The 26107-nt window shown below is 68.0% G+C and carries 30 protein-coding genes; 26 read left to right on the top strand and 4 right to left on the bottom strand.

Annotated features, from left to right (window positions below; genetic code table 11):
- Positions 1–43: 43 nt before the first annotated feature.
- The 7 genes from MHO01S_RS14820 (at position 44) to MHO01S_RS14790 (ending at position 5269) form a co-directional block, all read left to right on the top strand.
- A complete protein-coding gene (locus MHO01S_RS14820; RefSeq protein ID WP_060960658.1) occupies positions 44–361 on the top strand; it encodes an ATP/GTP-binding protein in 318 nt (105 codons plus the stop codon).
- Positions 362–692: 331 nt separating this feature from the next.
- On the top strand, positions 693–1595 hold the full coding sequence (locus tag MHO01S_RS14815; protein WP_231735173.1) for a metalloregulator ArsR/SmtB family transcription factor: 903 nt from the start codon (positions 693–695) through the stop codon (positions 1593–1595).
- Positions 1596–1634: 39 nt separating this feature from the next.
- Positions 1635–2051, top strand: a complete 417-nt coding sequence (locus MHO01S_RS14810) for an arsenate reductase ArsC (protein ID WP_060960659.1) — start codon at positions 1635–1637, stop codon at positions 2049–2051.
- Positions 2048–2710 (top strand): arsenate reductase ArsC, encoded by a 663-nt coding sequence (locus MHO01S_RS14805; RefSeq protein ID WP_060960660.1) that lies wholly within the window; start codon positions 2048–2050, stop codon positions 2708–2710. The genes MHO01S_RS14810 and MHO01S_RS14805 overlap by 4 nt, the downstream gene beginning before the upstream one ends.
- Positions 2707–3480 (top strand): aquaporin, encoded by a 774-nt coding sequence (locus MHO01S_RS14800; RefSeq protein WP_060960661.1) that lies wholly within the window; start codon positions 2707–2709, stop codon positions 3478–3480. The genes MHO01S_RS14805 and MHO01S_RS14800 overlap by 4 nt, the downstream gene beginning before the upstream one ends.
- Positions 3480–4874 (top strand): FAD-dependent oxidoreductase, encoded by a 1395-nt coding sequence (locus MHO01S_RS14795; RefSeq protein ID WP_060960662.1) that lies wholly within the window; start codon positions 3480–3482, stop codon positions 4872–4874. Before MHO01S_RS14800 ends, MHO01S_RS14795 begins: the two co-directional genes overlap by 1 nt.
- Positions 4871–5269: an arsenate-mycothiol transferase ArsC gene (locus tag MHO01S_RS14790; RefSeq protein WP_060960663.1), complete on the top strand. Its 399-nt coding sequence runs from the start codon at positions 4871–4873 to the stop codon at positions 5267–5269. Before MHO01S_RS14795 ends, MHO01S_RS14790 begins: the two co-directional genes overlap by 4 nt.
- Before the next feature lie 131 nt (positions 5270–5400).
- On the opposite strand, the gene MHO01S_RS14785 is transcribed toward MHO01S_RS14790, so the two are convergent.
- From MHO01S_RS14785 to MHO01S_RS14770, 4 genes are all read right to left on the bottom strand, one after another.
- Entirely contained in the window at positions 5401–6483 is a 1083-nt protein-coding gene (locus MHO01S_RS14785; RefSeq protein ID WP_157553808.1) for an alpha/beta hydrolase family protein, read from the bottom strand.
- 14 nt (positions 6484–6497) lie between these two features.
- On the bottom strand, positions 6498–7454 hold the full coding sequence (locus MHO01S_RS14780; protein WP_060960665.1) for a hypothetical protein: 957 nt from the start codon (positions 7452–7454) through the stop codon (positions 6498–6500).
- The gene (locus MHO01S_RS14775) at positions 7454–7969 is read right to left on the bottom strand and encodes a hypothetical protein (RefSeq protein WP_157553807.1); all 516 of its coding nucleotides are present in this window, start codon (positions 7967–7969) and stop codon (positions 7454–7456) included. Before MHO01S_RS14775 ends, MHO01S_RS14780 begins: the two co-directional genes overlap by 1 nt.
- A gap of 91 nt (positions 7970–8060) precedes the next feature.
- Positions 8061–8696, bottom strand: a complete 636-nt coding sequence (locus MHO01S_RS14770; RefSeq protein ID WP_082734260.1) for a helix-turn-helix domain-containing protein — start codon at positions 8694–8696, stop codon at positions 8061–8063.
- Between the two features lie 230 nt (positions 8697–8926).
- Between MHO01S_RS14770 and MHO01S_RS16760 the strand changes: the two genes are divergently transcribed.
- The 19 genes from MHO01S_RS16760 (at position 8927) to MHO01S_RS14680 (ending at position 26102) form a co-directional block, all read left to right on the top strand.
- Positions 8927–10015, top strand: a complete 1089-nt coding sequence (locus MHO01S_RS16760; protein WP_060960668.1) for an ArdC-like ssDNA-binding domain-containing protein — start codon at positions 8927–8929, stop codon at positions 10013–10015.
- Positions 10015–10905 carry a bifunctional DNA primase/polymerase gene (locus MHO01S_RS14760; RefSeq protein ID WP_060960669.1) on the top strand — a complete coding sequence of 297 codons (891 nt, stop codon included), beginning with the start codon at positions 10015–10017 and terminating at the stop codon, positions 10903–10905. The genes MHO01S_RS16760 and MHO01S_RS14760 overlap by 1 nt, the downstream gene beginning before the upstream one ends.
- On the top strand, positions 10902–11558 hold the full coding sequence (locus MHO01S_RS14755; protein WP_060960670.1) for a DUF2637 domain-containing protein: 657 nt from the start codon (positions 10902–10904) through the stop codon (positions 11556–11558). The genes MHO01S_RS14760 and MHO01S_RS14755 overlap by 4 nt, the downstream gene beginning before the upstream one ends.
- Positions 11555–11965, top strand: a complete 411-nt coding sequence (locus MHO01S_RS16565; RefSeq protein WP_157553806.1) for a hypothetical protein — start codon at positions 11555–11557, stop codon at positions 11963–11965. Before MHO01S_RS14755 ends, MHO01S_RS16565 begins: the two co-directional genes overlap by 4 nt.
- A 10-nt stretch (positions 11966–11975) precedes the next feature.
- On the top strand, positions 11976–12875 hold the full coding sequence (locus tag MHO01S_RS14750; protein WP_231735174.1) for a hypothetical protein: 900 nt from the start codon (positions 11976–11978) through the stop codon (positions 12873–12875).
- A 2-nt stretch (positions 12876–12877) separates the two neighbouring features.
- Complete coding sequence (locus MHO01S_RS14745; RefSeq protein WP_060960671.1) at positions 12878–13885, top strand: ParB/RepB/Spo0J family partition protein; 1008 nt, start codon at positions 12878–12880, stop codon at positions 13883–13885.
- A complete protein-coding gene (locus MHO01S_RS14740; RefSeq protein ID WP_231735175.1) occupies positions 13882–14562 on the top strand; it encodes a hypothetical protein in 681 nt (226 codons plus the stop codon). Before MHO01S_RS14745 ends, MHO01S_RS14740 begins: the two co-directional genes overlap by 4 nt.
- A 12-nt stretch (positions 14563–14574) precedes the next feature.
- Positions 14575–15735: a M23 family metallopeptidase gene (locus MHO01S_RS14735; RefSeq protein WP_060960712.1), complete on the top strand. Its 1161-nt coding sequence runs from the start codon at positions 14575–14577 to the stop codon at positions 15733–15735.
- A 10-nt stretch (positions 15736–15745) separates the two neighbouring features.
- Complete coding sequence (locus MHO01S_RS14730) at positions 15746–16012, top strand: DUF6112 family protein (protein WP_060960713.1); 267 nt, start codon at positions 15746–15748, stop codon at positions 16010–16012.
- A 95-nt stretch (positions 16013–16107) separates the two neighbouring features.
- Positions 16108–16377: a DUF6112 family protein gene (locus MHO01S_RS14725; protein WP_060960673.1), complete on the top strand. Its 270-nt coding sequence runs from the start codon at positions 16108–16110 to the stop codon at positions 16375–16377.
- Positions 16378–16410: 33 nt separating this feature from the next.
- Positions 16411–17802, top strand: coding sequence for a conjugal transfer protein TrbL (locus MHO01S_RS14720; protein WP_082808095.1), 1392 nt, complete (start codon positions 16411–16413; stop codon positions 17800–17802).
- Positions 17799–19262, top strand: coding sequence for an SCO6880 family protein (locus MHO01S_RS14715; protein WP_060960674.1), 1464 nt, complete (start codon positions 17799–17801; stop codon positions 19260–19262). Before MHO01S_RS14720 ends, MHO01S_RS14715 begins: the two co-directional genes overlap by 4 nt.
- A gap of 53 nt (positions 19263–19315) precedes the next feature.
- The gene (locus MHO01S_RS14710) at positions 19316–19795 is read left to right on the top strand and encodes a hypothetical protein (RefSeq protein WP_060960675.1); all 480 of its coding nucleotides are present in this window, start codon (positions 19316–19318) and stop codon (positions 19793–19795) included.
- Positions 19792–21285, top strand: a complete 1494-nt coding sequence (locus MHO01S_RS14705; RefSeq protein ID WP_060960676.1) for a putative type IV secretion/conjugal transfer ATPase — start codon at positions 19792–19794, stop codon at positions 21283–21285. Before MHO01S_RS14710 ends, MHO01S_RS14705 begins: the two co-directional genes overlap by 4 nt.
- Positions 21286–21353: 68 nt before the next feature.
- A complete protein-coding gene (locus tag MHO01S_RS14700; RefSeq protein ID WP_060960677.1) occupies positions 21354–21872 on the top strand; it encodes a hypothetical protein in 519 nt (172 codons plus the stop codon).
- A complete protein-coding gene (locus MHO01S_RS14695) occupies positions 21869–23641 on the top strand; it encodes a type IV secretory system conjugative DNA transfer family protein (RefSeq protein ID WP_060960678.1) in 1773 nt (590 codons plus the stop codon). The genes MHO01S_RS14700 and MHO01S_RS14695 overlap by 4 nt, the downstream gene beginning before the upstream one ends.
- A 53-nt stretch (positions 23642–23694) precedes the next feature.
- The gene (locus MHO01S_RS14690; RefSeq protein ID WP_060960679.1) at positions 23695–24123 is read left to right on the top strand and encodes a single-stranded DNA-binding protein; all 429 of its coding nucleotides are present in this window, start codon (positions 23695–23697) and stop codon (positions 24121–24123) included.
- An 8-nt stretch (positions 24124–24131) separates the two neighbouring features.
- Positions 24132–24701, top strand: coding sequence for a hypothetical protein (locus MHO01S_RS14685; RefSeq protein ID WP_174524690.1), 570 nt, complete (start codon positions 24132–24134; stop codon positions 24699–24701).
- Between the two features lie 147 nt (positions 24702–24848).
- Positions 24849–26102, top strand: coding sequence for an AlbA family DNA-binding domain-containing protein (locus MHO01S_RS14680; protein ID WP_060960680.1), 1254 nt, complete (start codon positions 24849–24851; stop codon positions 26100–26102).
- Positions 26103–26107 lie beyond the last annotated feature (5 nt).

The raw sequence follows: 26107 nt of genomic DNA, 5'->3' as shown, positions 1-26107 counted from the left end.
TATCTAGGAGCCGCGGCCCGCACAGACCACCCGTTGGCCCGTCGTGACGGGCGGTCCCAGCTCGGGCAAGACCACCACGGTCAACCTGCTGCGCGATCGCGGGGACGCAACGACGATCGAGCACGCCCGCCACTGCAGCGACCTGCAGCGGATCACCGGACGCAGCACCGCGGAGGTGCGTGCCCGGCAGGGCGAGTTCCATTGCGCCGTCGTCGACGTGCAGATCGCGCAGGAGCGCGCCGCCCGACCGCAGCAGGCCGTGTTCCTGGATCGCGCCCTCCCTGATTCGCTCGCCTACCACCGGTTTCTGGGCCTGGAGCCCGACTTGGCTCTGCTTGACGCGCTGACGGGTGTCCGGTAGCGACGGCTTTTCCTGCTGGACCTGCTCCCTTTGGAGTCCGACTGCGCGCGCACCGAGGATCCGGCCGCGCAGCAGCGCATCCACGACCTGCTCGGGCAGGCCTACTGGGAGGTGTGGTCCACGTCGTCACCGTTCCCGCGATCGCTCCTGACACGCGGGTGAATCTCATTATTGAGTGCACGTTGGCCGGCTCGCCCCGTCAGCACCGGGTACGACCGCAGCGCGAAGAGCGCACGAGCGGACTCGTGGTCGAAGCGACATCGACGAGGCGCACCGCGTGAAAGTTCCGGGCTGCGCGCGGGCATGTCTGCTCTGAGATAGACTCGCATCTATGGATCAGATGGTGGAGGGTCCCGCGCTGACGGTGCTTGCCGACCCCACGCGCGCACGGATCGTGCAGCTGATCCGCGACGCCGAGGACGGGCGGGCGCTGGTGGGGCGGCTCGCCGACGAGCTCGGCCTGCGCCAGCCCACTGTCAGCCATCACATGAGCGCTCTGCACGCGGAGGGGATCGTGGTGCGCGAACCCGAGGGGCGCCGGGTCTGGTACTCGATCAACCCCGACCACGAGGACCGCGTCACCGCCCTGCTCGGCGGCTCGGCCCCGGGGGGCGATCCCGACCTCGAGCGGGTGGTCGACGACCTCGCCGCCCGCTACCGCGGCACGCTTGGCCGCGAGACCGTGCAGCAGTACGTCCACGACTCCTACCGGCTGCTGTCGGCCAGGGAGCACACCCCGCTGCTCGCGTCCCGCACCGCGGCGTTCGCGGCTGCGCGACTCGACGACTTCGGCCGCGATGCAGGGAACACGGAGACGGTCGTGCCCACGGTGCTGTTCGTCTGCGTGCAGAACGCCGGCCGGTCACAACTCGCGGCCGGCATCCTCCGCCACCTGGCGGGCGATCGCGTGACTGTCCGCACCGCAGGCTCCGCGCCGGCCGATGACGTGCGCTCGTCGATCGTGTCCGCCCTCGACGAGATCGGCGTCCCGCTCGGCGGCGAGTTCCCCAAGCCTCTCACCGACGACGTCGTGCAGGCGGCGGACTACATCATCACGATGGGCTGCGGCGACGCCTGCCCGGTCTACCCCGGACGGCGCTACCTGGATTGGGATCTCGAAGACCCGGTCGGCAAGCCGCCGGCGACGGTGCGCCGCATCCGCGACGACATCGACCGGCGCGTGCGCGAGCTCCTCCCCGAGCTTGTCCCCGTCATCCCTGTCGCCAATCAATAGATTTCGGTCTATTCTTTCCTCAAGAGGAAGCGAGACCCCATGAACGACAAGCCCACCGTCCTGTTCGTCTGCGTGCACAACGCCGGCCGGTCCCAGATGGCTGCCGGCTATCTCCGATCCCTCGCCGGCGACCGGATCGAGGTGCTCTCGGCCGGGTCGGCGCCGAAGGATCAGATCAACCCCGTCGCGGTGGCTGCGATGGCCGAGGAGGGCATCGACATCGCCGGGAACACCCCGAAGATCCTCACCGTTGACGCCGTCAGAGAGTCCGACGTCGTAATCACGATGGGCTGCGGCGATGCCTGCCCGATCTTCCCCGGCAAGCGGTACGAGGACTGGGAGCTCGACGACCCGGCCGGTCAGGGCATCGAGGCCGTCCGCCCCATCCGCGACGACATCCGCGGCCGCGTCGAGACGCTGATCGACGAGCTCCTGCCTGCCAGGAGGACGGCATGAACGAGCACCGCGGCCAGGAGGCGCTGCTGTTCCCCGACTCCGTGCTGCACCGTGCCTCCGAGCGCCTCGCCCACAACTTCGCCGGCATGGTCAGCGAGGAGACCGTCGAGCGGGTGGTGTTCGAGTCCTACGCGGCCCTGGCGCGCACCGCGAGCGTCTCGACGCACCTGGCGAGCCTGGCGGAGAAGTTCGCCCGCGACCGGCTCACCGCTCTGGCGCAGTCCCGCGGCCTGATCGCCAAGCGGGTGCCGGAGATCCTCTACGTCTGCGTGCAGAACTCCGGCCGCTCCCAGATGGCCGCCGCGATCACCCGGCACCTGGGCGGCGACCGCGTCCACGTCCGCTCCGCCGGCTCCCAGCCCGCCGCAGGGCTGCTGCCTTCCGTGCTGACGGTCCTCGAGGAGGAGGGCATCACGGTCGGCGACGAGTTCCCCAAGCCGCTCACCGACGACGTCGTGCGCGCCGCGGATGCCGTGGTCACGATGGGCTGCGGCGACGCCTGCCCGCTGTACCCCGGCAAGCGGTATCTGGACTGGCAGCTGGGCGACCCGGCCGACCTGGATCTCGACGGCGTCCGCGCGGTGCGCGACGAGATCCGCGAGCACGTCGAACAGCTGCTCACAGAGCTCACCCCCGATCTGACAGCAGCCGGGACGTGAGCGCACCCGCACCCGCCCGCACCGAAACGCGGGCGACGATCGGCGCGCTCGCCCGCCGGGCCGGGGCGGAATTGCTGGGCACGGGGCTGCTGGTGACGGTCGTGGTCGGCTCCGGGATCGCCGCGCAACGGCTCTCGGCGGATGCCGGCCTGCAGCTGCTCGAGAACTCCATCGCCACCGCCTTCGGCCTCGGCGTGCTGATCCTGCTGCTCGGCCCCGTCTCCGGTGCGCACTTCAACCCCGCGGTGTCCCTCGCCGACGCCCTCCTCGGGCGCCGCACCCGCTCGGGGCTCTCGCTTCCACTGCTCGCCCTCTACATCCTCGCGCAGATCCTCGGCGGCATCGGCGGCGCGGTCCTCGCCAACGCCATGTTCGCCGTCCCGACCGCGATCTCCACGACCGACCGGGCCACTCCTGCGACGGTGCTGGCCGAGGTCGTCGCGACCGCAGGCCTGGTGCTGCTGATCATCGGCCTGGCTCGCACCGGCCGCTCCGTCCCGGTCGTCGCGGCCGCGGTCGGCGCCTACATCGGCGCCGCGTACTGGTTCACGAGCTCGACGTCGTTCGCCAACCCCGCCGTCACGATCGGCCGGGTCTTCACCGACACGTTCGCCGGCATCGCCCCCGGCTCCGTGCTGCCGTTCCTGGGCGCCCAGCTTGTCGGCGCCGCCGCCGGCATCGCCCTCGCCGTCCTGCTCTTCCCCCACGCCGCAGAGACCGGCGACCTGGTCGCCGAGCCCGTTCTGACCGAGACGAAAGAGACCTCCTGATGACCCATATCGCCGTGATCGGCGGCAGCGACGCGGGGATCTCCGCCGCGCTGCGCGCCCGCGAGCTCGACCCCACCGCCGACGTCACCGTGATCGTCGCGGACGCCTACCCGAACTACTCCATCTGCGGCATCCCGTACTACTTCACCGGGGAAGTCGCCCCGTGGCAGTCCCTCGCGCACCGCACCCACGCCGACCTGGAAGCGACCGGCATGTCGCTGCGGCTGGACACCCTCGCCACCGGCATCGACGTCGCCGGCCGGCGACTGACCGTCCGCGACCGGCTCGGCACCGAGGACGTGATCGGCTACGACGAGCTCATCGTCGGCACCGGCGCCCTGCCCTCCCACGCCGGGATCGCGGGCCTTGACCGGCTCGGCCCGGACGACGGCGTCCACGTCATCCACTCGATGGGCGACACCTTCGCGCTCGACGAGCACCTGACCGGCCGCGACCCGCAGACCGCGATCATCATCGGAGCCGGCTACGTCGGCCTCGAGATGGCCGAAGCGTTCGCCGCGCGCGGCATCCAGGTCACCCAGCTGCAGCGCGGCCCCGAAGTGCTCTCCACCCTCGACCCCGAACTTGCCGGCCTGGTCCGCGCCGAGCTCGAGGACCACGACGTGCTCGTCTACACCGACACCACCGTCCACGCCGTCGAGAAGACCACGGACGGGCTCACCGTCCACGCCACCCGAGACGGCGAGCCGGTCACCCACACCGCCGACCTCGTCCTCGCCGTCGTCGGCGTCCGCCCCAACACCACCCTCCTCGAGTCCGCCGGGGCCACCCTCGGCGCCGGACGCGCGGTCGTCGTCGACGAGCAGATGCGCACCGGCCTCCCACACGTCTTCGCCGCCGGCGACGGCGTCATCACCCACCACCGACTCCTCGGCGCCACCTACCTGCCGCTGGGCACCACCGCCCACAAGCAGGGCCGCATCGCCGGGGAGAACGCCCTGGGCGGTGACGCCCGGTTCGCAGGGTCGGTCGGCACCCAGGTCGTGAAGGTCTTCGAGCTCGTCGCGGCCCGCACCGGACTCCGCGACCAGGACGCCGCAGCCGCCGGGTTCTCCCCGTCGACGGTCGGGTCGGTCGCAGACGACCACAAGCGCTACTATCCCGGCGCGCAGCCGATCAGCATCCGTATCACCGGCGACACCACCACCGGGCGACTCCTCGGTGCCCAGCTGGTCGGGCGGCTCGGCACCGAGACCGCCAAGCGCGTCGACACCTACGCCACCGCCCTGCACGCCGGGCTGACCGTCGAGCAGGTCTCCGACCTCGACCTCTCCTACACGCCCCCGCTCGGCTCCCCGTGGGACGCCATCCAGGCCGCGACCCAGGCCTGGTCGCGCGCGCACGCGCTCACCCCCGCGGGAGTCCCGTCATGACCGCCCCCACGGTGCTGTTCCTCTGCCAGCACAACGCCGGCCGCTCCCAGCTCGGCGCGCACCTTCTCGCCCACGCCGCGCCCGAACGGTTCACCGCAACCAGCGCCGGGATCACCCCGGCTCAGCAGATCAACCCGGTGGTCGCTGAGGCCCTCGCCGAGCTCGGCATCGACACCACCACCGCTCATCCTCGCGCCGTCACCGTCGAGGATCTCGCGGCCGCGGACATCGTCGTCACCATGAAGCCCGGACTCGCCCTGCCTGGCCCGGTGCCAGGCGAACTGATCGAGTGGGAGTTTCCCGACCCCGCCAACTGGGGCATCGACGGAGTCCGAGACCTCCGCGACCGTGTCCAAGCCAGCGTTCGCCGACTCTCGCAGGAGGCACGCAACTGACATCGCCGCTCCGTTGGCGGAAGTATCCGCCGACACCCCCGGATGCCTTGGTCATCGATCACCGCCGAGTGCGGATCACCGCAGTGACTGTGCCTCGGCAGCATCGAGTCGAACTCGGCCGCGATCTATCGTCACCGGAGCCCGGACCGGAGTGCAGATCGGAATCCCTCAGGATCGACGTTGGCCTCCCACCCGTGTGGAGCATCTGCCGTCTGGACAAGCGTCACGTTCGAGCGAGTGGAGAACGCGCGGGTGAGTTCGAACGGAATCTCTTCGTCCCGTTTCGAATGGATAACGACCGTCGGGATGTCAGTCGTGACGTTCCGACTCCAGTCAAGCCGGTCGAAGTCGAGCGGAACTGGCATCCGGGCCAGTCGACTCGCGACGCGTGAGCCGAGCGCCCAAGTCACGACGGAAGCAACGAAACCCGGGAGTCCAGCGCGTTTCACACCCTGCCGGATGATCTCTCGCCAGTTGGTCGCAGGAGCGATCAGAGCAAGTCGATCGAACGCCATGGGGTCGTGGCGAAGAAGTTCCAGCGCGAGCCCCGCGCCCATCGACCACGCAATTACGTACACGGCGGTAGCTCCGTGAGCTCGGGCGTACGCGATGGCGTCGGCCAGGTCCGTCCACTCGCGCTGCCCGAGTGTCGACGCGGATGCCTTCGGCCCATCTCCAGCGCCTCGGTAGGTGATCACCAGCGACGTCAGGCCGACGGTCTGCGCCACCTCGACCGAGCGCAGTGTCACGAGTCTCGACGTTCGAATCCCCTGAACGCGGATCACCCAAGGCCCATCGAGGGCAGTGCGTCGGAAGAGCCACGCCGGGGCTGATGCGCCGTCGCGAAGAGGTACCGCCACGTCCTCCCAGTCGGGGTCGATTTCCGCAGGACCGCTCATGGTGTGTCCGGTCCACTGCGCTTCGAAGGGCTCCGTGCTGATCGGTGCAGTCGTCTTGAGCACACGACGGATGACGCGGTGTTCGTCCGACGACACCACGGGCCCAATCAACGCGTGGTGCTCAAAACGTTCTCCGAACCAGAGGCCGTAGCTCCCGTCAACAGCCGTGAGGTCGCTCTGCGGCAACTCGAGATCGTCGCCGACGCGACGAGCGGTCACAGTCTTGCGTCGCGGCTCGACGCCGACAATGCGACGTGCCAGCAGCCAGATCACTCCTGTGGCAGCCGCTAGCAGCACGACGAAGACCGCGGCCAAAGTGCCGATTGTCTTCAAGGTGCCCTCACCGTCCCCGCAACGCTTGACATCCGGACTACTGCTGGCGCCCGCATCTGTCGATCGAGCATTTCAGTTGCAGCGCGAAGAAGGACTCGTTCGCGCTTCGTCAACTCTTGACTGTTGGCAATGTCCGTCAGGCGAACCGCCAGCGGGTATGTCTCGTGCACGGGGTCCTCGTCGGGAATGGGCTTCACAATCATCCCGCGATCGAGGCTCGCCTTCGCGAGGAGCCGTCCAAGGGTCGCGTTCATCGATCTTCTGCCGGCTCGGGCGACGGCGAACACGATGATCCCGGCGCACACCAGGACGACACCCCCGTAGAACGGAATCGTGAACAGAGCCCCGACTGTTTCGACGGGCTGCGTGCGCCCCAGGCCGGCGACGCGCAGGGTGAGGTAGACGATCTCGATGAGGCTCGCCCCAAGGATTCCCCAGGCGCCGATGCGGATGAGGATGTACGGCCGAGGCGTGCGCCCGTGGATGCCGCGAAGCATCCGGGTCATGATCAAGACGACGCATCCCATGTAGAGCGATGCGTATGCCCATAGGCCGAGCTGATCCGCGGTCTCCTTTATGAAGTCGTCCGTCGTCGATCCACGATCGGCGATCAACAGAAATGGAATGGTGAAGGAGAGGAACATCGCGGGCAGCTCCCAAAGACTGCGCGGATTGAACCTGCTGCCATCGAGCGTGAGCGCCGCCTGCATGACGAACCAGAATGCGGTCGTCGCGAGGATGTTCTGGACGAGGTTTGCGACGTTCGTTCCGCCGAGCCAGCCGTCGATGATCGGCAACGGAACGACGACTCCGACCATGAAGACTGCTGCGAGCCCGGTGATCGTGGCGATCCAGGTCAGTCGACTCGATGGCTCGCGGATCGCGGACGGCAACCGGATGAGGGTGAGAAGCAGCAGTGCGAGGAATGCAACTGCTTCGATACTGAGCACCATCAGCCGAACACCGCCTCGTCATGGCCGTGGCGAGGTCGAAGCAGCAGCCGCGACAGGAGTTGCGACAGCTTCTCCGCCTCGGCTTCGATCACGAGTTCAGTGTCGGCGAAGTCCAGGTCGACCTCGAAGTCCGGAGTGACGATGCCGCGCGCGAGCACGGTCTGACCTGCGCGCACATGACGAGATCCCGGATGCTTGACGGGCAGAGTCGCGCACCCGGCGTGCTCGAACAGAACATGCGACAGCTCGTGCAGCACCGTGTGGAACTGGTACCAGCGAGGGTCGGACTTCCGCACGAGGATCTTGGCCGAATCGGCTGTCAGTAGCACCAGCCCGGTGATGTTCTCCCAGTCCCGATCGCCGACCGGCTCGATGTCAATTCGTCGACCGGTCGCTGCCGCGACCTGCCTCACGATGTCTTGCAGTTCTACGTCGGCTGGGAGATGGAGGCGCTCGAGCTGCGCCTCGGCGCGGGCGCGCAACTCTTCATGATGTCGAGATGCGCGATAGCTCATGACGCCCGACCTCCGATCACGACCTCGGCACAGCGATCGCTCGAATGCTCTCCACTGTACGCCGATGCGCAGTAGAGGTCAGGTGAATGCGCTAACGCGCAGAGATCGACCTGAGGGTCTGCGCAATGGCCCGCAATGCGGCGGGCGAGATCTCGCCGACCGCGCGCGCTGACACCGAGTCCGCGCCCGACGCCTTCAGCGCCTCGCGGAACTCGAAGTTCGCTTCCGCTGCTTCTACTGCGGCAGCGTCAGCCAGGTCGAGCAGGTACGCCGTAGGAACCCCGGCATACGCCCCGACGCCTTCAAGCACCCTCACACGAATAGGTGTGCTGGAGTCACCCGCGAGCAGGCTAGACCACTCTTCGCGATCCAGCGCGACTCCACGTTCGGCGAGCTCACTGACAAGACCGTCGATATCGAATGCGGATCCGTCCAGGCGAGGCGCGCGAGATACCGCGGTTAGCCGGCGACCCAGTTCCTTGGCGTCCGTGTCGACGATCGGCTCGATCTCGCGAGCGTCGCCGATAGATGCTGCCACACGCGAGATCTCGTGTGGGTGAGTCCCCAGTGCCTGCGCGAGCTTCTCGATGTCGTTCGCATCAAAGGGTGCGGCACCCCGCAGTCGCCCGTAGAAGTATGTGGCCGACATCCCCGCCCGGTCGATCAGTTCCTGGTTCGTCATCCCGGCGGCATCTCGAAGCGTCGACACTGCGCGCACGAGATCCATTGACCATGCGCCAGCCTCACCCTGGGAACCTCTACCCACGACAGCAGGGTATCGCTATACGCATTCCGCACCCGTTGCTACCTAATTCAGCACACGAGGCGTATGGTGCACCTATGTACGCATACCCCCGATGTCCACTCCCCCGCCTGCCGCCGACGCGACGGTGAGTTGACGCGTACCTCCCACACGAAGCCGCCAAAGCCGGCTGAGACGGAGGAGGCGCCCTTACCATGACTCGCAAGGACCTCACTGAGGCGAAGCTTGAACGGCTACACGCGCAACTCGCGGAAGCCGTGGCCACGCTAGTGACGGGCGGCGACTGGGTTCGGGCTCTCGAGTTCGCTGCTCGATTCCGCGCTCGTTCGTTCAACAACACGATGCTGATCTGGCTGCAGCACCTGACAGCATTCGAGCAGGGGCGGGTAACGGAACCGGCGCCGACGCACGTCGCAGGGTTTCGGCAGTGGCTTGCTCTCGGGAGGTCGGTCGACCGCGGCCAGACCGGCTACATGATCTTCGCGCCGATCCTCGCGCGGTTCGCCTCGCCCACCCCGCAGGTTGCGGAGTCGGGGCGTCGTCTCGCACCCCGCGAGTCTGCCAGGCCCAACGACGTCGTACGTTCACGGCTTGTTGGCGTGCGGCCCACATACGTGTGGGATGCCTCGCAGACGAGCGGCGCGCCGATCCCGCACCGGCCGACTCCGAAGTTGCTCGCGGGAGACGCCCCGGAAGGCCTCTGGGATGGGCTGGCGTCCTTGGTGCGCAGTCATGGGTACTCGCTGCGCACTGTTGCGAGCGGTCACGAACTCGGCGGAGCCAACGGCATGACTGATTACCTCACCCGGAGCGTCGCCGTACGGGCCGACATGGATCCGGCCGCGCGCACGAAGACGCTCGCTCACGAACTGGCCCACGTCATGCTGCACGGCCCCGACAACCCGGATGCCGTGCTCCATCGCGGGATCGGCGAGGTCGAAGCGGAGTCCGTCGCATTGATGATCGGAGCAGCCCGCGGTCTCGACACTGCGGGATACACCATCCCCTACGTGGCGACATGGGCGACGTCCGTCGATGGAAAGACGCCTGTGGAAGTCGTGCAAGCAACGGGTGAGCGCGTGCGGGCGACAGCGGTCGCGATCCTGGAAGCACTGCCGACAGTGCAGGTCGGGTCGGGCGACCCGCCCGGTCTGACAAGAGCGACGCAGCACGGTGCCCACCTGCCGACCGCCGCGGGTCGGGCTGAACATTTCGGCCGTGCCCGCTTCGCGAACGATCGGCACGCCTCCGACCGCCCGACAGCCTCGATCCGGGATCTCTGATGGATACCGTCGCGCTGTTCGCCGGAGTGATCGGCCTCTCACCGCGCGAGGGAGCGGAGAGGCTCTCTGCAGCCGGAGTACCGATCTTCCCCTGCAAGCCCGCAGAGAAGCGCCCGCTCACCGAGCACGGGTTCCATGACGCCACCTCTGACAGCGACCAGGTCGCCCGATGGTGGGCGCGGTGGCCCCAGGCGAACATCGGCATGCCGACCGGACGGGCTTCCGGTATCGAAGTCGTCGACATAGACGTGCACGGTCGGGTGCGGGGGTTCGCCGCGTTCGAGCTCGCGCGGCGGGAGGGTCTCGTCGACCGCTGGCAGGCGCTGGTCAAGACGGCGTCCGGTGGGATGCATGCCTATTACCCCGCGGAACCCGACCGTGTTCAGCCGTCGTGGCAGGCCGCCTGTGCCGGCATCGGCTTCCGCGGCGAGGGCGCCTACGTCATCGTGCCGCCGTCGCAGGTGCTGTTCGAAGGCAACAGGTCGACATGTGAGCTGATCGGTGCCGGACGTGGGGATGCCGCCCCTATCGACGGCGCCGCACTTCGACAGTTCCTGGACCCGCGGCCGACGCCAGCCATCCGGGCACCTGCGGGGGCCGAACGCGAGGTCGACGTCGAACGAATCGCGTCCTGGCTGGCTACTCGTGGAGAGGGCGAGCGGAACCGTGCCCTGTACTGGGCCGCCTGCCGGCTCGCGGAGAACGGGATCACCGATCAGAACGCGCGCCACGCGCTCGGGCCGGCAGCCGAACGCGCGGGGCTGCACCAGGCCGAGATCGTGGCGACGATCCGCTCCGCGTACCGAACGGTGGTGGGGCAGGTGGCGCCCTTTCGCATCCGCGCGGGAAGCACAGGTTCCCGCGCGCTCAACGGGGAGATAGCCCTATGATCCCCGGCACCACGGACCTGCGATCGGCGCGGTCTGCGGTGTGGACGGCCATCATCGGCACAGTCTTCATCGCCGCCGGCGCGTTCTGGTTGTCCTTCACTTCTCTCGCGGATCTCGCACGCCGCTCCGGGATCGCACCGACGCAAGCCTGGGCGTGGCCGCTCATCGTGGACGGGATCATCGTCGTCGGAACCGTCGCCGTCGTCGCGCTCGCCGGGCAACGGGGTGCGTGGTATCCGTGGATGCTGCTGGTGGCCGGTGCCGCAGTGTCGGTCACCGCGAACTCGATCCACGCGATCGTCGCAGCCGATGCCGATGTGCCACCCGTGCTCGCCGCATCCGTCGCCGCAGTCCCTCCGCTGGTGCTGCTCGCGATCACGCACCTCACCGTTGTCCTCACTCAGCGATTCCGTTTTGACGTGTCCTCCACAGGTGAGGCGGCACGAGACCTTTCCACGGAAATCATGCAGCTCCGCCCGCCGATGGACGTTTCGGAGCAGGGTGCCCGCAAGGACATCGCCGTGGTGATGCGTCAGCGCGGGATGTCGAACAAGGAGATCGCGAGTGCCACCGGAGTGCACCCGTCGACAGTCGGCCGATGGTTCGCGGGGACGATCCGCACACCTGAGGTTCAGAAGGGAGCCACGCCATGAACGAATACGAACACGTCGAACACCCCCACGCGCCGCTTGGTGTGGATACCGCAGAGAGAGAACTCGTCAACAAGCGGGCCTCCGACGAAGTCTCAGAGCTCGCGCGGCACGGCGATCCGTCACTCGCGAAGCAGCCGCTCGTGCTGAACGGGAGCGAACGAGTTCGCAGCGAAGTCGTGTGGATGCGGCCCACGGAACTCGTTCCCGCCGTCACCGGGCGGGTGGCGGGTCAGGGCATCGACCTCGAATCCTCCCTCGCTCGCAGAATGCGCTCGCTTCCCACTCAGGGAGTTGCGAGCACTCGCCGCGCGATCCGCGAACGGGCTCTTCACCTCCCGCCAGCGGAGGCATTCGGCAACAGTCGCACGGTCCATCGCGCCGTCCGCCGCTCGGGAATCGGTCGGTAGCGAGGTTGCCATGTCACCCCAGACTTCCCAGCCGGCCGTCGACGCAACTGAGCGCCCGCCGCTTACAGCGGTCGCTTCCGAGCCGGCGGAGGCGCCAGCCGCCTTTGAAAGCTCGGAAGGTCTGCGCGACCTGCTGACTCGCCTCGCCGACCAAGATCACGGCGCGTGGCGCCGCGACGCAGAAGCGGCAGCACTCATGCGGCACGTCGTCCGGCGGTACGCGAAGCTCGCCCGCAAGCACGGGCTCGATCCCTGGGACGCAGCCGCGGCCGCCTTCGATGCGATGCGCTCGGCCGCGGTGCGCAATGCCGAAGATCCCTGGGCAGTGGTCACCAGAGCGGTGCAAGTGACGCTGATCGCCGAAGAACGTGCGAACGGCCTGCTGTGCTCGGTGTACCAGGCGCGCAGGCCAGAGTTCTCGTCGTTCCACGACCCCGAGCGATTTAGCGACCGAGAGAACCCCTTGAGTGACTACCACCCGGCGCTTCGGGTGGATCCCGCCGGAGACTCCGCGGCTGACGGGACCACATCCGACGGTGTCGGCATCACTGAGGCGGTCGAGAACGCGATCGCGTTCATGGCACTCCTCGGCTGGCCGCGCACGCCCGCCCGCACCGCCATGGAGTACATCTGCGCCCGGCTCAGCGAAGTTCCCTCCCGCGCGACCGCGTGGGAGTCCCTGCGCCGCGACGTCCACGGACGAACACTCCTCGACCTGTCGTCAGCATCGTGGAACGGGCTGCTGCGCGCCGTCCTCGGCAACCCGGAACCAGAGGTCGCACGGACCACAGCGGGCCGCGGCATCCTGCTCCGGCTACTGATCGGCGAACCGCTGCGTTCCCTTCTGACAGACGACGACCTCGTCCTCGCGGTCAGTCTCACCGCCCCTAACGAGCGATCGAGGCGGTGACCATGGGAACAAGCGTCGGCCACATCGAGCTCGAACGATCGATCGAGTCGATCATCGTCGGGAGGCGTCACCGCAGCGAGTACGGCGATATCGATGAGCTCGCCCAGTCGATCACCCGTGACGGGCTGCTGCAGCCGATCACGGTGACACCCGAAGGCGTGCTGGTGTGCGGCGCACGACGGCTCGAAGCCCTGAAGCGGCTGGGCGAGAAGACGATCAAAGTGTGGGTGCGAGCCGGGATCTCGGATCGCCTCGCAGAACTGCTGGCCGAGCAGGCTGAGAACGTCCTGCACAAGCCGCTCACGCCGACCGAGGCCGCGGCGCTGTACACCGAGTTGAAGACCTACATCACCGACGACGCGGCTCGCCGCCAGGTCGCGACGCGCTTCGGTGGTCCGGATCCGCAGGGCGGAAAGGGCGGTGGTGCCACCGTGGCACCACCGCAGTTCAAGCCCGGCAAGACCCGCACGCAAGCCGCGCAGATGGTCACGGGCCGCGCGTCGTACACGACGCTGGAACGCATCGCCGAACTGCAACGCTTTGTCGCCAACCCGGTCGCCGACCCCGTGCTCAAGGAGAGGGCCGCCGAGGAGCTGCGACTCATCGACCAGGGCGGAAGCGTCACTGCGGCCCACGCACGGATCCGTGAGTTCATAGATCCCGAGCCGCCACAGCAGTTCGAGGACTTCGAGGCACCGGACGACTTCGAACCTCCCGACGAACTCGAGCAATTGGCGAACGCGGCACTTGCACGGGTTAGGGAAGCCAAGCGCGGTCGCCGAGCGAACCGCGCTCGTGCTGCGTCCGCGCATGTCTTCCCCGTCCGGGCCTTCGTGCGGGTGTGGGAGGACCTCGATCAGTGGTGGACCCACTTCGACGTCGATGCTGTGGCGACCGGACTGACTGACGAGCAGCTGGAGCGGTTCGAATCGACGCTCACCGCGACGGTGGAGTTCTTCGCGGCGCTACGGAGGGCACGCGCCCAGCTCACACAAGAGATCGCCTCATGACCGCAACTGATCGCCCCCGAAAGCGTCTCGTCGTGCTCGTCTCGATCGGGTTCGCTGTTCTGGCCGCCCTCGTCGGTGTCGGCCTGTACGGACTCGTGCTGGCACCGGCACCCACCACGCCGGCGACCGCCGGTGATCCGACGCCTTCTTCCCCCTCGACCAGCGTTGCGGGTCCGACATCCCCGAGCGCCACACTTCCCCCCATCCGATCGACGACGAATGCCGAGTCCTTCGCACGCGATGCCGCTCGCGCTCTCATCGACTGGGACACTGCGACCGACTTCACCCCGGCCGACCACGCGCAGGTCGTCGTCGATGCCGGGGATCCTTCGGGTACGGAGACCGCGGGACTTGCTGCCGACGTTCGCAGCTACCTGCCGACCGCGGCGGCCTGGTCGACCCTGCGCACCTACAGCACCCGGCAGTGGCTCACCATCGATGAGGTCTTCGTCCCGGCATCCTGGACCGAGGCAGAAGCTCAAGCGGCACCAGGGCAGCTGCTTCCGGGGACGATCGCGTACACGGTCAAGGGAACGCGAAACCGCGCCGGCGTCGTGGGAACACAGCCGCAAGAGTCGTCGCGACCGATCACGTTCACGCTCTTCATCGCGTGCGAGCCGAGCTTCGACGTGTGCCGCCTGCTTCGGCTCTCTGAGGTGGACCACCCGCTCCCTTGACGGGGCATGAGCATGAAGAAGCTCCTGATCCTTCTCGGTATCGCCGTGCTTGCGTTGCCGCTCGCTGGCCTGATCGCGGTTCCGCTCGTCTTCTCGACTGCGGCTTTGGCAACGTGTCAGGCCGGTGGCGGGCTGGTGGTGACAGGCGTCCCGGAGAGACTCACCGCGGTGCGCAGCGACGGCGTATCGGTGACGCTGGGCCACACGCAGCTCACGCATGCCGCGACGATCATTACAACAGGCAGCGGCATCGAGGGCGTTGGACGGCAGGGCGTGCTCATTGCGTTGATGGCCGCGCTCACCGAGTCGACCCTGCGGATGCTGGCGAATGCCGCCCACCCGGCATCCCTCGACCTGCCCCACGACGGCGTCGGGGGCGACCACGACTCACTCGGCCTGTTCCAGATGCGGCCGACCTCGGGCTGGGGCAGCGTCGACCAGCTAATGGATCCGAAGTACCAGGCGCGCGCGTTCTTCGGCGGCGAAACCGGACCCAACTTCCCCTCACCCGCCGGGCTCCTCGACATTGCGGGCTGGCAGTCCGCAGATCCCGGTGCAGCGGCGCAGGCCGTCGAACGCTCGGCGTTCCCTGACCGATACCAGCGTTACCAGCCCGTCGCCGAGGCGATCATCTCGGCGCTGACCCGACCGCCCGCATCGTCGAACACGGGAAGCACACCGCTCGATTCGGTGCCGGAGACCACCCGAGTCGTGTTCCCCTTGCCAAGTGACACGTGGGTGCGGGCGAGTGGTTTCGGTACGCGCACCGACCCGGTGACCGGCCTGCAGGCGTTCCATGCGGGCACCGACTACGCGGCAGCCGACCGCACGCCGATCCTGGCGATCGCGGACGGGGTGGTCACGTGGGCCGGCCCGAACGGCGGGTACGGAAACCTGATCCTCATCGAACACACGGTCGGCGGCGAACGGGTCGCGTCGGCATACGCCCACATGTGGGCAACCGGCATCCACGTGTCAGTCGGCGAACGTGTCACTGCGGGCGAGCACATCGGCGACGTCGGATCATCCGGCAAATCCACGGGGTCGCACCTGCACTTCGAGATCCGCCCGGGCGGCTCATTCAAGTCATCAATCGACTCCAACACGTGGCTCGCCCAGCACGGCGCCGAAGGCCTGGATGCCGCCACTTCTGGCCTTGCGGTGTGCGCGTGAGGTGATTGGAATGGACATCTTCCCTGACTTGGGAGCAGTGGGCAGTGCGGGTGAGCTCCGCGCCATCGTCGGCGCGCTCCTCATGTACGTTCTCGTGTTCGCGGTGCTCGCGATCCTCGTCTGTGCCGTCACCTGGGCGGTAGCGTCGGCGAGCGGGAACTACCAGTCGTCCCAGCGAGCCCGCGCGGGGCTGTTCGTTGCCATCGGCGCGGCAGTGCTCGCCGGCGCGGGTGTCGGGTGGATGAACTTCCTCCTCGGGGTCGGCCAACAACTCTGAGCCGAGCACGCGCGTGAAAGCGGGATCGCTCGACCGCGGGGATGCCGCACGCACCTTGTACGCAAGTTCTTTCTGCGCAGACAAGGAGCACCGTCATGATCGACATCGACCCCAACGCGTCGGGACTTCCCGGCATCGAGCAACTCCGCGTGATCGTCGGCGCAGTGATGACCGTCGGGCTCATCCTCGCGGTCCTCGCCCTTATCATCGCCGCCGTTGCGTGGGGGTACGGAGCGAACTCCTCGAACCCGCACCTCGCATCTCGCGGCAAGCTCGGCGTTCTCGTGGCGTGCGGCGCGGCCATCATCTGCGGCGCGTCGGTCACGCTCGTGAACTTCTTCTGGGGCGTCGGCCAGTCCGTCTGAGCAGGGCGCGACCGATCGGGAAGGACGACCCGCGTGGATGGCGTGTGCGACATCCCGGCAATCGCCGAGGTATGTCAAGCCGTAGGAGCAGGGGTCACCTCTCTCGTCGCCGCGCCCTTCGACTGGCTCGCACACACACTCGCGTCGACGGCGGCGTGGTTCTTTCAAGCCGTCTGGACGGTGTTCGATACGACCACCCTCGTCGACGTCACCGGAGCCCAGTACGTGCAGGTCTACAACCTGCTCTTTGGCGTCGCCCTGTTCGTCATGCTGGTGTTCTTCTGCCTGCAACTGATCACCGGGCTCGCGCACCGCGACCCGACCGCGCTGTCACGAGCTGCCGTGGGCCTCGGCAAGTCCGTGCTCGGATCGTTCGTCGCGATCGCCCTCACCGCGACCCTGCTCGAAATCACGGATCAGCTGGCGATCGGGATCGTCCAAGCAACGGGGAACACGATGGAAGGGATGGGTGACCGGATCGCTCTGATGGCGACCGGGCTCGTCGCGATCAACATCGCAAGCCCCGGCGTCGGCGCGATCATGACCATATTCCTCGGTGGGCTCGCGATCGCCGCGACCGCGATCGTGTGGTTCTCGCTCCTCATCCGCAAAGCTCTGCTGCTGGTGGCGATCGTGTTCGCCCCGATCGCCCTCGCCGGATTCTCGTGGGATGCTGCCCGCGGTTGGTTCGGCAAATGGGTCGCGTTCGTCGTCGCCCTCGTCTTCTCGAAGCTCGTCCTCGTTGTGCTGTTCCTCGTCGCGATCAACCAGGCCGCCGCACCGATCGATCTGGACCTCGCCTCCATCAGCGACCCGGTCGCCGGCGTCGTGCTCATGCTCGTCGCAGCCTTCGCCCCGTATATGACCTACAAGTTCATCTCCTTCGTCGGCGTCGACATGTACCACGCGATGTCGACCGAGCAAGAGGCAAAGGGTGCACTCAACCGCCCCGTGCCCGTGCCGGTGACACCCGGGACGGCGCAGTCGGCCAAGTCGATCCTCGACGGCGGTGGCCAGTCGGGAGGAGCGTCCACGACCGCCGCATCCGGCGCCGGGGGCACCGCCGCCGGGTCCGGAGCCGGCGCGGGGGCGTCGGGGGCGGCCACCGGTGCGGGATCATCCGGTGCCGCTACGGGCGCCGGTGCCTCAGGCGCCGCGGCGGCGGCCGGCCCCGCCGCCGCGGTCGTCGTCGGCGCCCAGGTGGTCGGCAAAGCAGCCGCCGCAGGCCCCAAGCTCGGCAATGCCGCCGGAGCATCAGCGATGGGCCAGGCCGAAGGCGCCGCCCCGGTCCAGGCATCGCCCTTGCCGTCGGGCACGCGAGTCGCTGAGCAACCGTCCGCACAGCTGCGCACACCGGCGCCGCCCCGCACCGCGACACCCCCTCCGCGATCGACTCCCGCCCCGCTCGAAAGGACGACGGCATGACAGCGAACAACGCCCCTCGGGCGAACCAGTTGCATCCGATTCAGTTCTCGCGGCTCCCCAAGCGAGGCGTGATGCTCGGGCTTTCGCTGGCGCAGCTCGTGACGCTCGCCATCGGACTGGTGGCCTTCACCAGCGCCGTCTACACGGGCGGCGGCAACCTCTTCGTCATCACAGCCCCGATATGGGTGACCAGCGTCGTGCTCGCCTTTGTCGCCGTCGGCGGCCGCAAGCTCATCGAATGGGTGCCGATCTCAGTCCGATGGATGTGGCGGAGCATCGGCGGGCAACTGCACTTCCGTGCGGACCTGGTCAAGCCGCGTCCTGCCGGCACCCTCGCGCTCCCGGGTGACGCCGCGGCGCTACGCGAGTGGGTCGACCCTGAGACGGGCGCTGCCATGATTCAAGACCCTCACGCTCAGACGCTGACGGTGATCGCCGGCATCACGCATCCGGCGTTCGTACTGCTCGACAGCGGCGAACAGGAACGTCGCGTGACGGGTTGGGGCCGTGTGCTCGCCACGGTGTGCCGCTCGGGGCGCATCGCGCGCGTCCAGGTTTCGGAGCGGACCGTTCCCAGCTCTGGCAGCGGGCTGGCGGAATGGTGGACACTGCACGGCATCGACGATGAATCCTGGCCCTCGGTGACTTACAGGGAACTCATCGAACGTGCCGGGCCGGCAGGTGAACGGCACGCGACGACAGTGTCCCTCGCGCTCGACATGAGGGCCGCCGCACGGCAGATCCGCGCCGCCGGGGGCGGCATGAAGGGTGCGGCGAGCGTGCTCCGCCAGGAGATGACGACGTTTGCCGCGGCCCTTCGCGCGGCAGACCTGACACCCACCGGTTGGCTCACACCCGGTGAGGTCGCAGTCGTGCTGCGTTCCGCATACGATCCCGCAGCCGCTCCCGCGCTCGAGCGACACGGTGACATCGGCCGGTCCCTCGCGACCGCCGGTCCCCTCGCGGTCTCCGAAACCTGGGACCGGCTGCACAGCGACTCGGCCCATCACGCGGTGCTGTGGATCTCGGAGTGGCCGCGGTCGCAGGTCTACCCCGGCTTCCTGTCTCCGCTGCTGCTCACCTCAGGCATCCAACGCACATTCACCTTGACGTGCACACCGGTCCGTGCCGATCTTGCCGCCCGGGACATCCGCAAGAAGAAGGTGGGCCTGCTCTCGGACGCCGCGCAGCGCGCGAAGATCGGCCAGATTGAGGATGCCGCGCGCACCGCCGAGTACAACGACGTGCTGCAGCAGGAGTCCGATCTGACGGCCGGACACGGCGTGCTGCGATTCACCGGGCTCATCGCCGTGTCGGCGCCGACCGTCGACGAACTCGATGCGGCGGTCGCGGCCATCGAGCAAGCGGCCGTGCAAGCCGCCTGCGAGACGCGACGGCTCGTCGGGCAGCAGGCGCAAGCGTTCGCCGCCGCCGCCCTGCCTCTCTGCCGATCCGTGTGACGCGCGGGGACGCACGAAGTACCTGACTGACGACTCTCTCGCAAGGGGACGCAATGCCTTCATTCCAAGACCCCGTCAGCGACGGCGCAGAAGCGTGCACGGCCCTGCGCGCCCTCGCCCACGCCACACGCACCTTCGACAACCCGGCACAGACGTACGAGGTGGTCGGCGACCTGCTGGGCGGACTCAGATCGCTCGAACAGGTGCTCGATCAGCTCGCTTTGGCGCACACCAACGCCGACGCGATCGCCCGCACCGACGACGGCGACCACTGGGCAGGGGTCGAGGAAGCCCACGCCGCCGCCCTCGCGCTACGCCGCGCATCCACTCTGGTCGCGAGAGCCGGCCTTGCCCTCGACCGGGCATCGCAGCACTCCGGCCGCATCGCGTGGGACTCCCTCTCGACCCCCGAGCCGGTCTCGGAGTCACTCGTGCCGCGCGTCAACGCCGCCGACTCGTTCCAGCCCACCGGCCTGTTCGGTACCCACCACTCCGTTCCGAGACCGCACCGTCGCGACGGGATGACGCTATGAACGCGCACGAAGGCGAACGCGTCCACACGACCGTGCTCGTGGATCCCGCGGGCGAACGCCGAAAGGAGCGTCACGCCCGGCGCAAGGCATCCCGACGCCTCAACGCCACCGCACGCGCCGCCACAACCGCCGAGGGCCGTGCCGAAGCGGACGCATTACGCGCGGAGCAGCGCGCAACCACTTACCTTCCCGAATCCGGCGAGGCGCGGCCCGCAGCGCTTCGAACTCCTGGGCACCTACGTCTGCCACGCCATCAAGACACCAGCGCCACGTTGGCGGGCGCCTACCCGTTCCTGGCCGAAGGTGGCCTCGGGTCGCGGGGCGTCTTCGTCGGCCAAGACCTCTACTCGGGTGCCTCGTTCGTCTACGACCCGTGGGTGCTCTACTCACTCGGGATCATCACCGCGCCGAACATCGTGCTGGCCGGGATCGTCGGCTCAGGCAAGTCGTCGCTCGTGAAGAGCCTGTACACGCGCTCTATCCCCTTCGGTCGCCGGGTCTACGTGCCGGGGGACCCGAAAGGCGAACACACCGCCGTGGCGGAAGCCGTCGGCGGACAGGCGATCGTGCTCGGGCACGGCATGGCGACCCGGCTCAACCCTCTCGATGAAGGGCATCGCCCAGCTGGCCTGTCCGACGAGAGCTGGGCCGGGCAAGTCGCCGCGCGTCGCCGCGACCTCATCGGCGCGCTCACCGAAACAGTGCTCGATCGACCACTCAGCCCACTCGAGCACACGGCGATCGACCTCGCTCTCGCCGAGACCGTCCGCTCGTGCGACACACCGATCCTGCCGATGGTCGTCGAACGCATCCTCTCTCCTGACGCCTCCCAACGCGCCGACCATCGGCTCGTCGAGGACGGCCGGGTCGTCGGGCACGCGCTGCGTCGGCTTGTTGCTGGCGACCTGGCCGGGCTGTTCGACGGGCCCAGCACAGTCACTTTCGATCCCAGCCTTCCGATGATCTCGCTCGACCTCTCGCGCGTCGCAGAGAACGCGACGCTCGTCTCGGTGCTCATGACCTGCTCCTCCGCGTGGATGGAATCCGCTCTCCTCGACCCGCACGGCGGGCAGCGGTGGGTTGTCTACGACGAAGCCTGGCGACTCATGTCACATCCCGCGCTGCTGCGCCGTATGGATGCGCAATGGCGCCTCGCCCGCCATTACGGGATCGCGAACCTCCTCGTGTTCCACAAGCTCTCCGATCTCGACAACGTCGGCGACCAGGGCTCCGCGATGCGCGCCATCGCCTCATCGCTTCTCGCCAACGCGGAGACCCGAATCATCTATCGGCAGGAAGCGGATCAGCTCGGGGCGACAGCGACCGCGCTCGGCCTGACGAGCACCGAGCAGGGCCTGCTGCCGGGCCTGGCTACCGGTCAGGGTCTCTGGCGGATAAAGGACCGCAGCTTCGTGGTGCAGCACCAGATGCATCCCGCAGAGCTCGCCGCGTTCGACACAACGAGCCGCATGACGGAGGGCGTGAGATGAGCACAGCACACGCAGTACGAGATCGATCGGACGTCATCCGCGCCCCCGCGGCTCTTCCGGTCATCAAGATGACGATCGCGCCGGACGGCACGATGACCGTCGCCGTCGACGGGACACCGTTCGAACCGCCGCGCTTCGGACCATCCTGGAACCGCGCGTCCTTCGCGGAGATCATCGACACGGTGCTGCGGGCGCACGGGTCGCCGGTGCGCGTCGTCATCTACGAGACGGATGGCGCGGTCTTCACCGACCTCATCACCCGGCCGCTGCGGGGCTCGATCACGTCGAGCGCACCGCCGCGTTCTCGGGGCGATGCGCGAAGAGCAACGGGCGAGCTCGTCTGCGCTCCCGAACCGCTCATCGAGGCGGCGCCGTTGATCGCGCCGCCTCGCGTCGTGCAGGGCAATGAGGGCTTCCTCGCCGGCGAAGAGGTTGCCGTCGCGATCATCGTGCGGCACGTCAAGGCATCCGCAGACGGATCCGCACGCGCACTGCTGGAACCGGACCTCTGCCGGGCGAGCGCCACTGGCGAGGTCGTCCTGGCCGGGCGCATCTCCGGCACGTGCGTGTTCGGAAGCATCACATGACCGGCAGTGGCGGTGTCAATATCTCTGGCCGCGACGGCCTGACAAACCTCGCGCTCCTCGCCCTCGTCGGGGTCGTCGCCGTCGCCGGCGTGTTGCGTGTCGCGGGCAACATCGCCGCGTTCCTCTCAGGTGCCGCGCAGCCGACCGGGGGCCTTGCCGCCGGGCTGGGTGTCTTCGGCTCCGCCGCTGATCCGGGAGTTGCGCTCGGCTCCCCCGGACTCAATGCCGCGGCCTACTGGGCCGTCGTGGCGGTTCTCGTGACGCTGATCTCCGCCGTGGGATGGTGGGCGTGGCGCGGCATCCGAAATCACATGCGGCACACCGGGCCCGACCCCAACCACATCGCCGGCATCGCCTCCGCGGCCGAGATTCGCCGCGCTGCCTCCGATCACTCTCTCCTGTCGAGGGCCGCGCACCTCCGGGCATCTGTCGCAACGCCACGGCCCGAAGACGTCGGCTACCTCGTCGGCACCGCGCGGGGAACGAAGGTGTGGACATCGGTGGAGGACTCCATCCTCGTGATCGGCCCGCCCCGCTCGGGCAAGGGCGCCCACATCGTGATTAACTCGATCCTCGACTCACCCGGCGCGGTCGTCACGACCTCCACCAGGCCCGACAACCTCACGACCACCATTCGCGCACGGATGAGACGCGGCCCGGTCGCGGTGTTCGACCCGCAACACCTCGCGCCGGGCGTACCAGCAGGCCTACGGTGGTCGCCAGTGCGCGGCTGCGAACTCCCCCTCACCGCGATGATCCGCGCTTCCGGCCTTGCCGCCGGTACAGGCCTGTCGGGCGCCGGTGTGGAGAACGGCGGGTTCTGGGAAGGCAAGACTCGCACCGCCCTGCAGGCGCTCCTGCATGCCGCGGCGCTCGACGGGCGCTCACCCGCAGAACTGTTCCGCTGGACGCTCGACCCGGCCGCGGCGAAGGATGCCGTCGCTGTCCTGACCTCCCACCCGGCAGCCGCGACGGGATGGGCCGAGTCGCTCGCGGCGATGATCGACGCAGACCCACGAACCCGAGACTCGATCTGGCAAGGCGTGTCGTTGGCGTTGGGTGCGCTGGCCGACCCACGCGTCCTCGACGCCGTCAGCCCGAGCGAAGACGAACAGTTCGATCCGGAGAGCTTCCTCCGCCACAACGGGACCCTGTACCTCCTCGCAACGGGAGCTGGCGCCGGGGCCTCCTCGTCCCTCGTTGCCGCGCTCGTCGAAGACCTCGTCGAAACAGCCCGCCGAGTCGCCGCACGATCACCGGGCGCGCGCCTCGACCCCCCACTGCTGCTCGCGCTCGACGAGGTCGGCAACCTCGCGCCCCTGCCCTCACTCCCCGTGCTAATGGCGGAAGGTGGAGGCACCGGCATCACCACGATGCCCGTGCTCCAGTCCCTCGCCCAGGCACGGCAACGGTGGGGTGACAACGCCGCTACCGCGATCTGGGATGCCAGTATCGCCAAGGTCGTGCTCGGCGGAGCGTCGGGATCGCGAGATCTCCAAGACATCGCCACCCTGATCGGTGACCGCGACGAGATCACCGACTCGATCACCGTCGGCGAACGTGGCATGCGCTCCAACCAGCGCTCGACACGCCGGGTGCCCATCATGCCGCCGGACGTCATCCGCACGCTGCCATACGGCACGGCGTTGCTGCTGCTGAGGTCGGCACCACCGATCGTCACGCGCATGCGCGAGTGGACCGCGCGCCCCGACGCGACATCACTGCGCACCGAACGGGCGCAAGTCGAAGAACAACTTCAGCGGGGATAGCCGACGCACCTTCCCGCTAAACGCCGACCAGCCGCCTCTCGTAGGAGCATCCGATGACCATCCACACCCAGCAATCACTCTCCGGGTTCCTCGCGTCGGAACCGCAGCTCGCGTTCAACGCGAAAGGCGAAGCACGCTTCTGGGCGCGCATCGGCCAGGAGCACTTCGAACGCAACGACGACGGCACGTTCACCCAGACCGAGACCACCTACCACGACCTCGTCATGTTCCGGCGAAACGCGGAACGGGCTTACGCGATGTTCAACAAGGGCGATGCCTTCATCGCCGAGGGCTACACGCACACGTCGACCCGGGAAGTGGACGGCACCACGGTCGAATCCGAGGAGTTCGTCGCGAAGCGCCTCGGACACGACTCCGCCCGCACGAACTACACCCTGCAGCGCCGCCGCAACACGCTTCCGCCCGTGGCGGCAGCCGCGCCTGCGCCCGCAAGGCCAGCTGTCCAACCGCTCGCCCGCTGAGACACCCGATGACCGTCGACGAGCCTCTCAGCTTCCCCGGGTACGAGTTCGAGCCACCGCTGCCAGACGGCCCCGACGCTGAGCCCGAGGGCCTGCCGAACGTCCCCCGCCCGGTGAACTGGAATCTACTCACCTCCGACCAAGCCGCATTCGAGTGGGTCGAGCTCGACCGCTGGGTGAACTGGCTGCGCCGCACGTACGGCATCGGACCATCGATCATCCCGCCGCTGTGGCATCGCCACGCAGAACTCGTCTGGGAGCTGTCCGCCCTGCACCTGCACTGGCTGTGCGCCTACGACGAAGAGCAGCACGGTTCCGCCCCTCTCGGCTGGCACCGTGACTTCAGCGAGGCTCGCGATCGCCTGCACGACTGGGTCGCCGCCTGCGGCTCCCGCCTCGATCGCGATCGGGCGACACGTCAGACGGCGTGGCCAGGCGAGGATCCAACGCCGTCGGTGGAAGAGATCACGATCGACGACCGGGCAGCCGACTTCCGCCGATTCGTCGTCGAAGACGTCGCGCGTCGGCGCGCAGTTGAGGACGCATTCATCGCGGCTGAGACCCACCGTCCAGAGTAGTTTCCGAGGCCTCCTCGCCATTCCGGCGTATCAACGGGAAGTGGCATGCGACGCTTCTCGTGATGCGGCGGGTGGCGGCGCAGGAGGGCGAGTCGCTCACGCATTCGAAGTCTGAGAAGCGTCGGCGCTCGTCCCTACGCTGGGAGCATGACGTTCACCGCGCTGCACCGGGCGCTCGGCCTCACGCCGTGCCCGCTGACCGACGAAATCCTCGATGGTGCGATCGCGGCGGGGGTCGCCGAAGCGAACGATCTCGATTGGAAGTCGGAGCTACCGCCGGCGAAAGGCCTGCCGCAGACGGACTTTCCGAAGGACGTTGCGGCGATGGCGAACAGCGGCGGCGGGGTGATCGTGTTCGGCGTGCGCGAGTCGCAGAAAGCTGCTACCGAGCGAGTCGATGTAGGAGAGCTCGACGAGGCATACGAGCGTTCCATACGGAGCGCGGCGATCACCGCCATCTCGCCCCCTGTCTTCGGACTCAACGTCCATCGCCTCGGCGTGGAAGGCAATCGCGCCGTGGTGGTGGAAGTGCCCGCGAGCATCGACGGGCCACACCTGATTTTCAAGAACGACTACTTCGCAGCCCCAGTCCGGAACGATTCTGACACCGTGTGGATGAAGGAACGCCAGATAGAAGCGATGTACCGGGCTCGCTTCGAGGAACGCCGACACGCCACTGAGGCGTTGGACGCGCTGTTCGACGAGGCCGCAACAGGACGGGATACCGACAACCGCGCATGGCTAATCGCGGTGGCTCACCCACGTATCCCTCGCTTCCGCGACCGACTCACGCGCGAGGAAGCACGAGCGGTGTTAACAAAGACCGTAGGGTTGGCCCTCATCTACGCCGGGCGCGGAGGCGTCCACCCTCTGGAAAACGTCGACCTCGACAACCCGCGTCCCGGATTGCGCCGCTGGGTCGCCATGAACAAGGCAAGCGATGAACGCTCTCTCTGGAAAGAAGCTTGGGTGAGCATTCACCACGATGGTTCCGTGACGATCGCCGCGGCGGTCGGCGGGCATCGTATGAGCAGCGACGCCTACTTCGAGGGCTGGCAGGTGCAATCTGCCGCCATTGAGTGCGCCATCGCCGACCTCATGGCCCTCACGCGGACCACAGCCGAGACGATCGACAACGACGAGTACGACTTGCGTCTCGGGATCCAGTGGACGGGTGGTCAACCGTTGACGATCCTGACGACGGACAACATGGGTTTCACCTATGAGGGCGTGTCGGTGCCACTGCACCGCTACACCCGGGTCGAAACGACCGTGAATGTCCTCGAGCCGCCAACGGACTTCTATTGGCACGTGCACGACTTCGCCCAGGATTGCGTCAATCAGGGCGGCATCACGAACGTGCTCATGATCCAGCCACCTTCTCGCGACGAGCCTGCATAGTCGGC

Source organism: Microbacterium hominis NBRC 15708 (assembly GCF_001592125.1).
Classification (GTDB): Bacteria; Actinomycetota; Actinomycetes; order Actinomycetales; family Microbacteriaceae; genus Microbacterium; species Microbacterium hominis.
This window is presented reverse-complemented; position numbering and strand designations above follow the sequence as displayed.

Coding starts and splice junctions, on each gene's coding strand:
- MHO01S_RS14815 (WP_231735173.1), top strand. CDS start 693: ATGGATCAGATGGTGGAGGGTCCCGCGCTGACGGTGCTTGCCGACCCC.
- MHO01S_RS14695 (WP_060960678.1), top strand. CDS start 21,869: ATGACCGGCAGTGGCGGTGTCAATATCTCTGGCCGCGACGGCCTGACA.
- MHO01S_RS16760 (WP_060960668.1), top strand. CDS start 8,927: ATGACTCGCAAGGACCTCACTGAGGCGAAGCTTGAACGGCTACACGCG.
- MHO01S_RS14775 (WP_157553807.1), bottom strand. CDS start 7,969: ATGAGCTATCGCGCATCTCGACATCATGAAGAGTTGCGCGCCCGCGCC.
- MHO01S_RS14685 (WP_174524690.1), top strand. CDS start 24,132: ATGACCGTCGACGAGCCTCTCAGCTTCCCCGGGTACGAGTTCGAGCCA.
- MHO01S_RS14780 (WP_060960665.1), bottom strand. CDS start 7,454: ATGGTGCTCAGTATCGAAGCAGTTGCATTCCTCGCACTGCTGCTTCTC.
- MHO01S_RS14770 (WP_082734260.1), bottom strand. CDS start 8,696: ATGGATCTCGTGCGCGCAGTGTCGACGCTTCGAGATGCCGCCGGGATG.
- MHO01S_RS14690 (WP_060960679.1), top strand. CDS start 23,695: ATGACCATCCACACCCAGCAATCACTCTCCGGGTTCCTCGCGTCGGAA.
- MHO01S_RS14755 (WP_060960670.1), top strand. CDS start 10,902: ATGATCCCCGGCACCACGGACCTGCGATCGGCGCGGTCTGCGGTGTGG.
- MHO01S_RS14740 (WP_231735175.1), top strand. CDS start 13,882: ATGACCGCAACTGATCGCCCCCGAAAGCGTCTCGTCGTGCTCGTCTCG.
- MHO01S_RS14735 (WP_060960712.1), top strand. CDS start 14,575: ATGAAGAAGCTCCTGATCCTTCTCGGTATCGCCGTGCTTGCGTTGCCG.
- MHO01S_RS16565 (WP_157553806.1), top strand. CDS start 11,555: ATGAACGAATACGAACACGTCGAACACCCCCACGCGCCGCTTGGTGTG.
- MHO01S_RS14680 (WP_060960680.1), top strand. CDS start 24,849: ATGACGTTCACCGCGCTGCACCGGGCGCTCGGCCTCACGCCGTGCCCG.
- MHO01S_RS14730 (WP_060960713.1), top strand. CDS start 15,746: ATGGACATCTTCCCTGACTTGGGAGCAGTGGGCAGTGCGGGTGAGCTC.
- MHO01S_RS14795 (WP_060960662.1), top strand. CDS start 3,480: ATGACCCATATCGCCGTGATCGGCGGCAGCGACGCGGGGATCTCCGCC.
- MHO01S_RS14725 (WP_060960673.1), top strand. CDS start 16,108: ATGATCGACATCGACCCCAACGCGTCGGGACTTCCCGGCATCGAGCAA.
- MHO01S_RS14715 (WP_060960674.1), top strand. CDS start 17,799: ATGACAGCGAACAACGCCCCTCGGGCGAACCAGTTGCATCCGATTCAG.
- MHO01S_RS14790 (WP_060960663.1), top strand. CDS start 4,871: ATGACCGCCCCCACGGTGCTGTTCCTCTGCCAGCACAACGCCGGCCGC.
- MHO01S_RS14745 (WP_060960671.1), top strand. CDS start 12,878: ATGGGAACAAGCGTCGGCCACATCGAGCTCGAACGATCGATCGAGTCG.
- MHO01S_RS14710 (WP_060960675.1), top strand. CDS start 19,316: ATGCCTTCATTCCAAGACCCCGTCAGCGACGGCGCAGAAGCGTGCACG.
- MHO01S_RS14760 (WP_060960669.1), top strand. CDS start 10,015: ATGGATACCGTCGCGCTGTTCGCCGGAGTGATCGGCCTCTCACCGCGC.
- MHO01S_RS14805 (WP_060960660.1), top strand. CDS start 2,048: ATGAACGAGCACCGCGGCCAGGAGGCGCTGCTGTTCCCCGACTCCGTG.
- MHO01S_RS14700 (WP_060960677.1), top strand. CDS start 21,354: ATGACGATCGCGCCGGACGGCACGATGACCGTCGCCGTCGACGGGACA.
- MHO01S_RS14705 (WP_060960676.1), top strand. CDS start 19,792: ATGAACGCGCACGAAGGCGAACGCGTCCACACGACCGTGCTCGTGGAT.
- MHO01S_RS14810 (WP_060960659.1), top strand. CDS start 1,635: ATGAACGACAAGCCCACCGTCCTGTTCGTCTGCGTGCACAACGCCGGC.
- MHO01S_RS14750 (WP_231735174.1), top strand. CDS start 11,976: ATGTCACCCCAGACTTCCCAGCCGGCCGTCGACGCAACTGAGCGCCCG.